Source organism: Streptomyces sp. NPDC020597 (genome assembly GCF_044335095.1).
GTDB lineage: Bacteria > Actinomycetota > Actinomycetes > Streptomycetales > Streptomycetaceae > Streptomyces.
Window position 1 is genome coordinate 46,722 of the sequence record NZ_JBIRUL010000013.1, and the last position, 11,210, is coordinate 57,931.

Here is an 11,210-nt window from a genome sequence, read left to right on the forward strand (position 1 = left end):
CCGTCCGGGACGCCCGGCTCTTCGTCGTCTTGACGCTGTAGCGGGAGGCTGCCGCGGTGAGCTGTCGAGGCACAGGTCAGCCGCCGAACGTGTCGTCGCGGCGGTTCAGGAGGGCCTGCACGCCGGCCACCGCGAACCATTCGATGGCGTGGACCAGCCAGGGGGCGTCATCCCAGCTGTCGGTGGCGAGGAGGTACACGAGGAGCGTGACGCCGGACAGCCACCAGCCGAAGCAGTAGACGCAGCTGATCAGTTGGACGAGGAAGCCTCGGGACCTCGACTCGACCTTCTTCGCGCTCCAGGCGGCGAGACGCTCCCGGGGGCCGTCCAGGATCGAGTCATGGACGCCGAGCTGGGTGGCCCGATACGCGGCGAAGCCGAGCACAGCGAGCACGGGCAGAGAGATCACAGGCCGCCTCCGTCAAGATCCCCAGGTCAGGAACGGCGGCAAGGATACTGCGCATTACTGCGCGCGCAGTACGCGGCATTGGCTCGGGGATGCGACGGCGATACCCGGGCTTCGCCGAAGGGCGCACGTCGAAGCCGGGTACACGAAGGCGTACGCCTCGGGGGCGCTCTGTACCTATGCGCTGGTGGTTCACGCCCTGGCGCGCATCCCTCGTGCAGGTGAGATCGTCACGTGCACTGACAACCTCTAGAAGCGCGCCTCCGCGCCCAGAAGAACGCGAACGCCGACGCCGCCATCTTCCGGAACTTCACGCGGTAGCGATGACGCAGTCACCGCGGATGTTCGCGCCGGCGGTGCCTACCGCGGGCCGTGAACGGCGGCTTCAAGGGGCAGCTGAAGATGAAGCTGCCCTGCACCGGCTGCCTCAGGTACGGAGATCTTCGCCGAGGTCAGCGGCCGGTGGCTCTGGTCGCAGCGAGCTGGACCAAGGCGCACGACGAGATCGACGCGCTTGTCGACATCTTCGACGTCTGAAATGACCCGCGAGAACGCCTGCGCCGAAAGAGATGTTCTCCCCCGCGGTGCCTTCCGGGGGCCGTGCCCAGTGGCTTCACGTTTGCCCAGGTCAGGCCACAGGGCGCCTAGATGGCCCGCCGCGTGGGAGACCTGGCCGTCCATCGCGCCGAACACGGCGGGGCGCAGCCAGCCGCACGCGCCGCTGCTCAGTACCTGCCCAGCGGCGTGAGGCGTCGCACAGCCCCTCCGAGGTGATCCAACTTCACGTTTACGCAGGTCAGTACACCGCGCAGTGGATGCGTCGCGCGCGGGCACCGGCGGATCCTGCCGACCGGGTGTCGTCCCGGGCGTGGACGGCCCATTGTCGGAGTCGTACGCCAAGATGTGGCTGTGGCCTTTCGGGCCCGTCGCCGAAACGGCGGCGGCCCCCTGCTCGCAACAGGAGGCCACCGATCTCGAAGCAAGAACCGACAACCTGAGGAGGTCCCGATTCCCACCGACGACGAGCCTACGGGCTCCCACCGTCAGAGCAAGCCTGACCAGCACCTTGATGGTCCCCCGCTCGGCGAGATGCAGAAGACCAAGCGGCTGAGTCCGGCCCGGATGCGTGCGCGTCGCCTGCTGGACACCGCGAGTGACGAGCTCGTGCGGATGACCGTGAAGGCGATCGTGACCTTCGCGCTCGGATATCTCTACTACTGGCTCCAGAGCCGGTGAAGTGGGGCCGCCCGGGAGCAGAGTGCTCCCGGGCGGCCCCCGAGAGGGCTGGACGCCAGAGCAGGCGGCCAGCGCTCGAAGGCTGATGATCACGAGCATGCATAGGATCACAGGTATGGACATACGGACGGTCGTCGAGGCCCTAGCGGAAGAAGCCGAAGGGCTGATCCGTGATCAGGTGTGGGTCCCGACGTCTGGCGACCGTGCTGTCGCGGCGAAGGCCGCCGCCGACCTGCACGCCGCCGTGGGCGCCCAGCAGTCCCACCTGTCCGAGGTCGACCGGTTGGAGGACCTGCGGGAGGCACTCGCTGCTGTGGCCATCGCACTCGCTCAGAGCCATGGACCCCTGGCCTGGTTCCTGGGCGCAGCTGCCGACGCGCTCAGGCCGATCCTGCACTGGCGCGCCATGCCCGCCGAAGGCCCCACCTTCGGCGCCGTCACGCCGACACCCGAGCAGTACGCGGAAGCCGAAGACGCGGTTCGCCGGCTCCAAAGCACCTTCGCCAGCTTCAACACCGCCTGACCATCCGAAGGGGGGTGCCGGACCCCCCGGACAAGACCTAGCCGATCCTGCGCCCGTACGCCGATGCTGCCCCGCCCGGCCGGCCGCCCGGCTGCGGGGCCTGCGGGCGCGGCGCGTGAACGATGGCTCCCTGGTTGGCCTCGGGTATCAGCCCGTACACGAGGACGCAGGAGGCGTCGATCCGGCCGGGACTGTCCGGGTCCGTCGGCTGCCACGTCGCCCACTCGCGTTCCAGGTCGGTGAACACGCCCCGGAGCCGGACCTTGTCCTGCACCATCTGCTGCGCGATCGGCTCCGCCCGCAGCAACTTCCCCTGCTTGGCCCGCACAGGGTGGATCGCCGGCATGAGGACGTTCTGCGGTATCTCCCCGTCCCGCTGGAGTTTCTCCCACGACGTCTGGATCGCCAGGACACACATGTCCCGGCCGAAGTTCCACTCGACGTAGATGATCGACGCGTTCGAGCGGTACGCGAGCCGGCATGCCGCCATGGACCAGTCGGCGGACGACATCGGCGCAGACACGTCGTCGGTGACCCACACGCGGCCGTCGTCGCCGAGGAAACCACCGATGACGCCGGCGACGTCCCGGCCGCCACCGGACGGGTCGACCGAGACGGCGATCTTCTGCGGCTCCACCGGGGTGGCGGTGTCGCGCAGCAGGCGCAGCAGTTCCTCGGACACGAGCGCTCCTTCACCGGGCTGGGGGTCGCCCTGGTAGAGGGCATGCCAGTCCCGGACGATCGACGTCGCCTTCTTCTGCGCCCACCACGCCTTCAACCGGGCGACGGCACGAGTGGGGATCTTCGGGTGCGGCAGCGGTTCCCCGGGTTCACGGCCGAGCGGATCCGGGCCGAACTTGGGGTCGGCGACCGCGGGGAGGTGGATCACCTTCCACCGGCCGCCGTCCTCGATACGGCCCTCTTCCTGAATGCGGCGGCCGGCGAAGTCGTCGGGGTGCCAGCGGGTCTGGATCGCCACCACCGCGTTGCGGTCGGGCTGGAGGCGGGACAGGGCCGCCGACGAGTACCAGTCGTGCAGGGCCCGCCGTGAGGCCTCCGATTCGGCGTCGGCGCGGTCCTTGTGCGGGTCGTCGATGATCAGCAGGTTCACGTCGAAGCCGGTCAGGCCCTTGCCGACGGACACTGAGCGGCAGCCGCCGCCCTTGGTGACCTCCCAGTCCTGCATCGCCCCGGACCCGGGCTTCATCCGCAGGTCCCACTCGTCGCCATACTCCTCGACGTAGCCGCGGATCCTCTTGCCCCGCCGCAGCGCCAGGTCGTCCCCGTAGGAGGTGACCGCGACCTTGTCCATCGGGTACATGCACAGCCACCAGTACGGGAACCACTCCGCGACCGTGGTCGACTTCCCCACCTGCGGCGGGGTCAGGATGAGCAGCCGGTCGTACTCGCCCCGGCCCACGGCGGCCAGGGCTTCACCGATGAGCTTCAGGTGCGGGCGCATCCGGAACCGCCGGTCGAGGCCGCGAGCGAGCGTCACCGGGTCCCGCAGCAGATCGGCGCTCATCGCCCGGCGCGCTGCCTCCAGCTGCCGGTAGACCTCCGCGTCGTCCAGGTGCTCCAGCTCGTCCACGGCCACCGTCACCGTCTACGCCTCCTCGTCCTCGTCGTCGCTACCGTGCACGGCCTTGATCCGCTGGTTCACCGACGCCGCCAGCTCGCCGAGGCGGGACCGCCGCTGCTCCGGGGACATCTCCGCGAAGTCGGCGAAGTGCTGCGCCAGCGCGGTAGTGCCCTCGCTGGTGACGGCGATCGTCTCCGTGGGGTCGCCGAACAGGACGCGCCGGTGCCGCATGGCGACGTCCATGAGCCGGATGAAGTCGCCGGCGGACAGCTCATCGGCTCGGAGTGTCTGGAGCCGCTGCGCCAGCTTGCCGACCGCCGCGCCGAGGATCTTCGCGTCGTTCTCGGCGGCCTTGCGTCGCTCCTCCAGCCACATCGCCTCGTACTGCCGGTCTAGGTGCCGGTCGTACGCCTCGACACGCTCCCGCCACCGGTACTGGGCGGCGAGGTTCCTCACGTGCCCGTACGCGAGTGTCAGCCTTTGCGCGGCTTCGGTCAGGGTGCGGGTCCTACCGAGGTCCTTGTACGTAGCGAACTGTCCGTGTTTGTGGGGGGTCTCGTTGGGCTGACGTTCCCACGGGTCCAGTTCGGGGTTCAGGGTGATGGGTGGGCGGGTGCTCATGCGGGTTCGCTGGGGACGTGGTTGGGGCCGGAGAGGTACTCACCTGCCAGGCGTTCGAGGAGTCGCCAGCCCTGCCCCTGCTCTATCTCGCCGCGTCCTTCTGCCGCGGCCATCGGGACCTTGTCGCCTGAGCCCTTGCCGGTCGCGTATGTCTTGAGCGTCGCCGGGGTAATCAGCACGTACGGGATGCCCTGCTTTTGCAGCAGGTTCCGGACGACGCCGTGCACCATGGAGATCGGCTTCGCCGCGTGGCTGTTCTGCGGGATGTCCTCCATCGCCACCAGCTCGACGGCGGGCCCCAGGCCGAGGTGTTCGCCGCCGACGGCGATCTGCACGGCCTCCTCGATCTGCGCCAGGCGCCCGTCGCCGTCCTTCTGCCGGGTCTTCACCGTGGACGTCGAGCCGTCGCGGTAGGCGATGCCCGACGCCGTCAGCGACAGGTCGAGGCCGGCCACCGTGAAGGTGCGCTGCTCAGTCACCGCTGCCCCCGCTCATCCAGTTCTCGGGCAGCGGCGGCGCCAACTGGATCCGCGTCAGAACGATGTCGTCGGCGGTCTGGGCGTAGCAGTTGGCCTTGGCCTCCAGGAACCGGCCGATCAGCTGCTCCGGGTTCAGCCCGGTCGACTGGCGGATCGGGTCGAGGAGCACCGTCACGGGGTCTGCGATGTTCCAGCCGACGACCACGACGCGGGCCGTGCGCAGCTTGAGGTCGATGGACTCGACCTCGACGGGGGTCGTGAAGCGAGGCTCGGTGAGCGCGGCCAGGTAGCGGCGCCCGAAGTCCGTGATCTGGTACGCCGGCTCGGAGCCGGTGACGTACCGCAGGGAGCGCAGCGTCCGCAGGTGCCCCCTGGGGTCCTCGAACGCCATGGCGTCACCGGCGAGGGCGTGGAGGATGCTCTGCGCCTGGGGTGCCATCGGGTTCTCGGTCGCGTGCTTCGTGATCCGGAGCATGGCCGCCCGCCACGCGTGCGTGCCGCGCGTGGTCTCCGCCGAGCACGGGCAGTCGGCGACGGTGGCGGCATGGTCCGCGGGGGTGTGGGCGATGCACTCGCCGATGTTGTTCCGGCCGCGTTCGCACAGCACGGCGGAGCAGCACGAGCAGTGGGGGCACGGCAACTGCGCCGGTCGGAGCTTCTGCGGCTCCGGAGGCGGGCAGGTTGCGAGGGGTTGCGTCATGAGGTTCGTCCCGGGGTCTCGTGTCCGCAGCAGAAGCGACACCGGGAGCCGTCCACGCGTATCGCGTGCGGCGTCCGGCGGTTCTCCTGCGGGCAGTCGTCGAAATCGGCGAGATCGGCGCGGCCTTCCAGCCACAGCGCGGGCGGGGCCGGCTGGGTGGGGGCCGCGGCCGGGCCCGCGAACAGTGCGCGGGCCCGGCCTCGTAGGGCGGCAAGCACGGGGCTTACCTCTTGTTCCGGTCGCGGTGGCGGCGCCTGGGCTTCGCCCGGCCCCGGCCGCCCTTGACCGGCAGGCCCGGTGCCGGGCGGTCCTGCGACGCCTCGGCCGCCCTGGCGGCCTGCCGCGCCTCCGCTTCCAGCGCGGCCGTCTCCCGGTCGATCACGGCGAGGATCTGCGGCGTGCCGTCCTCGGCGGCCTGCTCGACCGCGACCAGGGCCCGCAGCTCCGCCGACTGCGGCAACAGCTTGGCCATGCGGCGCACGGCCGTCTTGACGTGCATGTCGTCGAACCGCAGGTGCCAGAAGGAATCCTTCGCGCCGGACTGCTCGGCCCGCTGGTAGGCCTTGCTGTACTCGTCGCGGGTGTCTTCAGCGGCCTCGCGGGTGACGACCGCGACCGCCGAGCGGACGCCGCCCTCCAGCCACGCGAACGCGTACGCGAACAGCGGCTCCCCCCGGTCCTTCGTCGCCGCGAGGACATCCGGCTTGTGCGTGAAATCGGCGGGAGGCGGGGCCGTCGGCTCCCAGTTCCAGTCGTCACCGGGATAGACCAGGCCGGTCACGACGGACTTCACCAGGCCCGACCGGTACATCAGGTCGATGTAGCCGTGATAGGTCGCGATGAAGGTGGCGATCCGGTCGTCAGCGGTGATGACCGCCTGGCGGCCGTCCGGGACCAGGCCGAACCGCGCGCACGTGATGACGGCCTGGAGGACGCTGGCCGGCGTGCAGCCGCGCAGCTTCGGCAGGGTGGGGCGCAGCGCGGCGAAGAACAGATCGGCACTGATGTGCTTCGGCAGTGCGGCCTCGACGTCGGCCCGGTACTGGCCGAGCCAGTCAGCGGCCGACGCCGCCTGGTCGTCGTGACCGGCGCGCGTCTCCTCGACGACGTCCTCGCCACGGTCGTGCCGGATGTCGTCGCTGCTCGGCGTCGATGCGGCCACCGCCCGCACGCGGTCCTTGAGTGATGTCAGAGCCATGGGTCACAGCTCCTTCGCGGGAACGCGCAGGACGCGGGCCCGGTACTTCTCGTAGACCAGAGGCTTCTCGACCTTCAGCCGCTCGACGTCGACGACCTCGACCGTGGTCATGTACTCGGCGGCGAGGTCGGGTTCCTCTTCCTGAAACCGCTTCGCCGCGAAGTTGCCGTTCTGCTTCCACGACCAGGCGACGCTCTTACCCGACTTGGCGACCGCGGCGCTCTCCGAGATCAGCCGCATCTCGTTCTCGACGGTGTTCCGCTCGCCGTCCAGTTCCTTGATCTGCTCGATCAGGGAGGCGCGCCGCTTGCGCAGCCTGACCGCCTTGTCGCGGGGCACCTCGACGACCTCGTTGGGCTTCGCTTCCCACAGGCGGCCGAGGAGTTCCTTCGTTGCCTCCAGTCCGTCAGCGGGCGGCGGGAACCCCTCGATCACGTGCCGCTGGTACCAGCGGCCGCACACGTCGATCAGGGTGTCGATCAGCTCGTCGTCGCGCTCGATGCGGTGGAAGAGGAGCTTGTTCCCGCCGACGAGGGCGACGGCCCAGCCGTACGACCAGCCGCCGACGGCCATGTTCCAGTGGACTTGCAGAGCGGGCGCGTCGGGGACGCCTTCGGTCCAGTCGTCGAGCTGGTACTCGCTGCGGTTCTTCAGCTCGACGGGTGCCAGGACGACGCCGGACTCCGCGTCGAGGGCGTACCGGTCGACGTTGCAGCGCATCCACGGCCGGTCGACGTTCGCGAGCGTGCCCGGGGTCGGCACGGCCGGGATACCGGACCGCTTGGTGAACATGTACGCGATGAAGTCCTCGATCTCCTGGCCGACTTCGGCGTACTCGCTGAGCGCTGCGCCGCTCGCCACGGCCCGGCCGTGCTTGGCCTCGAAGACGTGGCGGGGGCCGCGGTACTTGTCGAGGCCGAGGAGGGCGGCGACTTCGGAACCGCCGATGCCGCCGCGCCGGACCGCGTCCCACTGTGCGCGGTAGCAGGGGTCGTTGAGGTCGCCGGCGGGCAGCAGCAGCCGCGCGGCGGGTGCTCCGTAGGCGAGGTCGACAGCCGGGCCAGTGGCGGGGGTCCAGGGTTGGGTAGCCTGTTGGGACAACGTTCCATCTCTCTTCGTGGATCGTTCGGGGGATTCGAGGCCGTCGAGCTGTGCTGAGCTCGGCGGCTTCGTCGCGTCACAAGGCGCGAGGGCGCGCTTCGCTATGCGCGCTGTTCCTGGGGCTGGGGCGGCTCGTCGTCGAGCCGCGTCACGCCGCCCGCCGGTTGCAGGTCCGCGACCTGGCACTTCAGGACTGCGGCCATCGCGCGCAGCTTCTCGGGGGTCGCATTGCGGCGGCCCGCTTCGATGTCGCACATCAGCTGGATGCTGAACCCGGCCCGCTCCGCCAGGTCTGCCTGTGTCAGTCCGGCGTTCTCCCGTGTGCGTGTCACCGCCTGTGGCGAGTGATGGAAGGGGGCACCTTTACGGCGCCGCATTCGGTGAGTGGTCATGTGCGCACTCTATGCGTAGTACGGCGTAGCGTCCAGACTGCGCGCGCAGTACGTACATTGGGGCGCAAGTATGCGCAGTATGCACTTTTGGATACGATGCGCGCTCGTGTGGCGCAGTAGCGCGTAGTTGTGCGAACCTGCACCCATGGACGCGCAGAAGAAGCCAGCACCGCCACCCGAGGCCGTGCTGATCAGAGAAGCCCTCAAGCAGGTACGCATGTCCGGCCGCGAGGCCGCCCGAAGGTCCGGCGTCAGCGACGCACGCTGGCGGCAGATCACCACCGGCTACCAGACCGTCAGCGGCCACCACGTACCCGTCGTCGCCCCGGCCGAGACCCTCGCCCGCATGGCCCACGCCACCCAGGTCACCGCCGCCGAACTCCGCAAGGCCGGCCGCAGCGACGCCGCCGACGAACTCGAACGGCTCGCCACACCTCCGCCCGCGGCGACCGGTGCCTCGAGCCAGTACGCCGACGATCCGCACATCAGTGCGATCGCCGCGCTCCTCTCGACACTCCCCCCGGAGGCACAGGACGAGGTGCTACGCCTCGTCAACCGACCCAGCTTGATCCACGATCAAGAAATTTCACGGACACAGCGTGAAGCGGGTTGACTTCTGTCACTTTCCGAATAGGGACTTGCACATTCCGCTACGAAAGGGGTTTCATCACCAGAAAGCAACATGAATGCTCAACTACGGGGTGACGTATGGTCATTGTCGTTCTGTCAGCTCTACTCGGAGCTGCGATCCTTGCGCTCGCACAACTCGCATACTGGGTCAGAAAGACTCGATCCGACGTCACGCGACTCCACGCAGAGCTGACGGCGACGAAGATCGCCGCACTGACACAACTGCCCCTCGCCTGCGAGGAACAACCTCCCGAGCCCGCACGCCGCAAACGGCACTTGGCGCTCTACATAGGCGGCGGCGCAGTCGCCATCCTCGCCTCGTTCGGCGACCGCCTGCGCTCCCTCGTGACCCGACGGCGCGCGCAGGCCGTCGCCGTGGCCGCAACGTCCGTCCTCGTCGCAGGCACCGCCGCGGCCTACTACACCGCCAACACCCGCGACGGCGCGGCACCGACCCACTCGGCACCCGTCCAGTCGATGACGGCCCCCAGCTCCGGTGACATCGACACCCCGACTTCGGAGCCGGGCGCACCCACCGGGCACCACACCGACGCCACGTCGGGCACCCGCGACACGACCAGCGCGGCGACGCCAGACAGCGCCGGCGGCGTCCCCGCCTCCCAACTCACGCACCCCGGCCAGACCTTCGTCGCCGACGAACACCACCCGGGCAGCAGCAGCTACGGCACCCCTCAGCCCCCCAGGGCACACACCCCGGACCGGTCGTACCCGCCGACACCCGCGCCCCCGGCCGACACCGTGCCGCCCGCGCACAGCCCCGCTCCGGCACCGCCGGCGCTGCCGGTGCCACAGCCCGAGCCGGAACCCAGCCCGCCGCCGGCCCCGACGACGTTTCCCGGCGGCACCACGGCGAGCGTCTGCCTCTTCCCCGGCAACTCCAGCCTCGACCTCTGTATCCAGTTGTAGCCGCGCGGACGCTCCTGACGGCCTGTCTCAGAAACGATTCTCCGTGCCTGCCTCGCCGTTAAAGCCCTCATGCCGCACCTGCTCCGGCCGGAGATCAGACGGCGTTTTCACTTCGGGCGAGCATCGGGCGAGCTAGTGTTCTTGGAGGACGTGAAAAGGCCCCGCAGAAGCGAGGACCTGAAACGTTTCCGCTGCTCGCAGGGTGCCTGCCCGCGTGGCGCCTAGTGCAGCGGGTGGCACTCCAATCCACGACCGACGGATCATCCATCTGCGGTTCGTCGAGGAGCGCACACAGGCGGAGATCGGCCGGGAGCTCGGCATCTCGCAGATGCACGTGTCGCGGTTGATCAGCCGCATGGTGCAGCGGCTGCGGGCCGGGCTGCTGGGGTCCGAGGTCGGCTGAGCCGTTCCCGGGCGACGGGCCCGGGACAGCCTCCGGAGCACACCGGGATCGCCCGGGACGGCGAGCGGGCCGTCCCGGGCGAAACTGTGTCGGGTACCCGCCTTTCCCTCATGTATGCCATGTGTGCGTCATCGGGAATTCCTGTGCGGGCAACGTGAGGTGAGGCTTTGTTTCCGCCCGCTTCCGTGGGTTAGCCTGCGGCGGATTTCTCTCATCGCACACTGCCGTGAAGTGCGGAAACACAGGCGCGACATGCGGGGTCGTCCGCCCGGACGACCCGGTTCCGAGTCCCCGCCCGGGGGCTCCTGGGGAGCGGAACGAGGGTACGCATGACCAGCAACGCGACCGAGCCGTCGGACACGGTTCCCGGCGACCACGAGCTCCGCCAGCTCCTGGCCGGCCTGACCGCCGTACGGGACGGGGACTTCGGCACCCGGTTGCCCACCGACGGCGACGGTCTGATGGGCGACATCGCCACCGTCTTCAACGGCATGGTCGACCAGCTGTCGGTCTTCACCTCCGAGGTGACGCGCGTGGCCCGCGAGGTCGGCACCGAGGGCACCCTCGGCGGTCAGGCGGAGGTGCCCGGGGTGTCCGGGACCTGGGCCGATCTGACGGACTCCGTGAACGCCATGGCGGGCAACCTCACCACCCAGGTGCGCGACATCGCCCAGGTGGCGACGGCGGTCGCGAAGGGCGATCTCTCCCAGAAGATCGACGTGCCGGCCCGGGGCGAGATCCTCCAGCTGAAGGAGACCGTCAACACGATGGTCGACCAGCTCTCCGCGTTCGCCGACGAGGTCACCCGCGTCGCCCGCGAGGTCGGCACCGAAGGACGCCTCGGCGGCCAGGCGCAGGTGCCCGGCGTCGCCGGGGTGTGGCGGGACCTCACCGATTCGGTCAATTTCATGGCGGGAAACCTCACCAACCAGGTCCGCAACGTCGCCCAGGTGACGACGGCGGTGGCCAAGGGCGACCTCTCCCAGAAGATCACCGTCGACGCCCGCGGCGA

14 protein-coding genes and 1 pseudogene are annotated in these 11,210 nt (G+C 69.6%); 7 read left to right on the forward strand and 8 right to left on the reverse strand.

Going from position 1 to position 11,210, the window contains the following annotated elements; translation table 11 throughout:
- Positions 1–76: 76 nt before the first annotated feature.
- Positions 77–409 (reverse strand): DUF1360 domain-containing protein, encoded by a 333-nt coding sequence (locus tag ACH4ZA_RS22795; protein WP_398431217.1) that lies wholly within the window; start codon positions 407–409, stop codon positions 77–79.
- A 399-nt stretch (positions 410–808) separates the two neighbouring features.
- On the opposite strand from ACH4ZA_RS22795, the gene ACH4ZA_RS22800 reads away from it, so the two are divergent.
- The 3 genes from ACH4ZA_RS22800 to ACH4ZA_RS22810 all read left to right on the forward strand — a co-directional run bounded on the left by ACH4ZA_RS22800 (position 809) and on the right by ACH4ZA_RS22810 (position 2,165).
- Positions 809–943: a hypothetical protein gene (locus tag ACH4ZA_RS22800; RefSeq protein ID WP_398431219.1), complete on the forward strand. Its 135-nt coding sequence runs from the start codon at positions 809–811 to the stop codon at positions 941–943.
- A gap of 552 nt (positions 944–1,495) precedes the next feature.
- Positions 1,496–1,642: a hypothetical protein gene (locus tag ACH4ZA_RS22805; protein ID WP_398431221.1), complete on the forward strand. Its 147-nt coding sequence runs from the start codon at positions 1,496–1,498 to the stop codon at positions 1,640–1,642.
- Positions 1,643–1,757: 115 nt separating this feature from the next.
- The gene (locus ACH4ZA_RS22810; protein ID WP_398431223.1) at positions 1,758–2,165 is read left to right on the forward strand and encodes a hypothetical protein; all 408 of its coding nucleotides are present in this window, start codon (positions 1,758–1,760) and stop codon (positions 2,163–2,165) included.
- Between the two features lie 37 nt (positions 2,166–2,202).
- On the opposite strand, the gene ACH4ZA_RS22815 is transcribed toward ACH4ZA_RS22810, so the two are convergent.
- From ACH4ZA_RS22815 to ACH4ZA_RS22845, 7 genes are all read right to left on the reverse strand, one after another.
- Positions 2,203–3,768, reverse strand: coding sequence for a terminase large subunit domain-containing protein (locus ACH4ZA_RS22815; protein ID WP_398431225.1), 1,566 nt, complete (start codon positions 3,766–3,768; stop codon positions 2,203–2,205).
- A 3-nt stretch (positions 3,769–3,771) separates the two neighbouring features.
- Positions 3,772–4,368, reverse strand: coding sequence for a hypothetical protein (locus ACH4ZA_RS22820; protein ID WP_398431227.1), 597 nt, complete (start codon positions 4,366–4,368; stop codon positions 3,772–3,774).
- Entirely contained in the window at positions 4,365–4,847 is a 483-nt protein-coding gene (locus ACH4ZA_RS22825; protein WP_398431229.1) for a hypothetical protein, read from the reverse strand. The genes ACH4ZA_RS22820 and ACH4ZA_RS22825 overlap by 4 nt, the downstream gene beginning before the upstream one ends.
- Entirely contained in the window at positions 4,840–5,547 is a 708-nt protein-coding gene (locus ACH4ZA_RS22830; protein ID WP_398431230.1) for a hypothetical protein, read from the reverse strand. The genes ACH4ZA_RS22825 and ACH4ZA_RS22830 overlap by 8 nt, the downstream gene beginning before the upstream one ends.
- A gap of 223 nt (positions 5,548–5,770) precedes the next feature.
- Positions 5,771–6,745, reverse strand: coding sequence for a recombinase RecT (locus ACH4ZA_RS22835; protein ID WP_398431231.1), 975 nt, complete (start codon positions 6,743–6,745; stop codon positions 5,771–5,773).
- Between the two features lie 3 nt (positions 6,746–6,748).
- Entirely contained in the window at positions 6,749–7,846 is a 1,098-nt protein-coding gene (locus ACH4ZA_RS22840; RefSeq protein ID WP_398431232.1) for a YqaJ viral recombinase family protein, read from the reverse strand.
- Between the two features lie 101 nt (positions 7,847–7,947).
- Entirely contained in the window at positions 7,948–8,238 is a 291-nt protein-coding gene (locus ACH4ZA_RS22845; protein ID WP_398431234.1) for a helix-turn-helix transcriptional regulator, read from the reverse strand.
- Positions 8,239–8,383: 145 nt separating this feature from the next.
- Here ACH4ZA_RS22845 and ACH4ZA_RS22850 point away from each other — a divergent pair, with 145 nt between their 5' ends.
- The 4 genes and pseudogenes from ACH4ZA_RS22850 to ACH4ZA_RS22865 form a co-directional block, all read left to right on the forward strand.
- Positions 8,384–8,851: a helix-turn-helix domain-containing protein gene (locus ACH4ZA_RS22850; protein ID WP_398431236.1), complete on the forward strand. Its 468-nt coding sequence runs from the start codon at positions 8,384–8,386 to the stop codon at positions 8,849–8,851.
- Positions 8,852–9,144: 293 nt separating this feature from the next.
- Positions 9,145–9,795, forward strand: coding sequence for a hypothetical protein (locus ACH4ZA_RS22855; RefSeq protein ID WP_398431238.1), 651 nt, complete (start codon positions 9,145–9,147; stop codon positions 9,793–9,795).
- Between the two features lie 250 nt (positions 9,796–10,045).
- A pseudogene (locus ACH4ZA_RS22860) lies at positions 10,046–10,198 on the forward strand (sigma factor-like helix-turn-helix DNA-binding protein); the annotation flags it as partial.
- 329 nt (positions 10,199–10,527) lie between these two features.
- Positions 10,528–11,210 (forward strand): HAMP domain-containing protein (locus tag ACH4ZA_RS22865; RefSeq protein WP_398431240.1); only part of this gene is annotated, 683 nt, incomplete at its 3' end.

What these genes read in the sequence shown, in the direction of transcription:
- ACH4ZA_RS22800 (WP_398431219.1), top strand. Translation starts at nt 809, where the DNA reads ATGAAGCTGCCCTGCACCGGCTGCCTCAGGTACGGAGATCTTCGCCGA.
- ACH4ZA_RS22805 (WP_398431221.1), top strand. Translation starts at nt 1,496, where the DNA reads ATGCAGAAGACCAAGCGGCTGAGTCCGGCCCGGATGCGTGCGCGTCGC.
- ACH4ZA_RS22810 (WP_398431223.1), top strand. Translation starts at nt 1,758, where the DNA reads ATGGACATACGGACGGTCGTCGAGGCCCTAGCGGAAGAAGCCGAAGGG.
- ACH4ZA_RS22820 (WP_398431227.1), bottom strand. Translation starts at nt 4,368, where the DNA reads ATGAGCACCCGCCCACCCATCACCCTGAACCCCGAACTGGACCCGTGG.
- ACH4ZA_RS22830 (WP_398431230.1), bottom strand. Translation starts at nt 5,547, where the DNA reads ATGACGCAACCCCTCGCAACCTGCCCGCCTCCGGAGCCGCAGAAGCTC.
- ACH4ZA_RS22835 (WP_398431231.1), bottom strand. Translation starts at nt 6,745, where the DNA reads ATGGCTCTGACATCACTCAAGGACCGCGTGCGGGCGGTGGCCGCATCG.
- ACH4ZA_RS22845 (WP_398431234.1), bottom strand. Translation starts at nt 8,238, where the DNA reads ATGACCACTCACCGAATGCGGCGCCGTAAAGGTGCCCCCTTCCATCAC.
- ACH4ZA_RS22850 (WP_398431236.1), top strand. Translation starts at nt 8,384, where the DNA reads ATGGACGCGCAGAAGAAGCCAGCACCGCCACCCGAGGCCGTGCTGATC.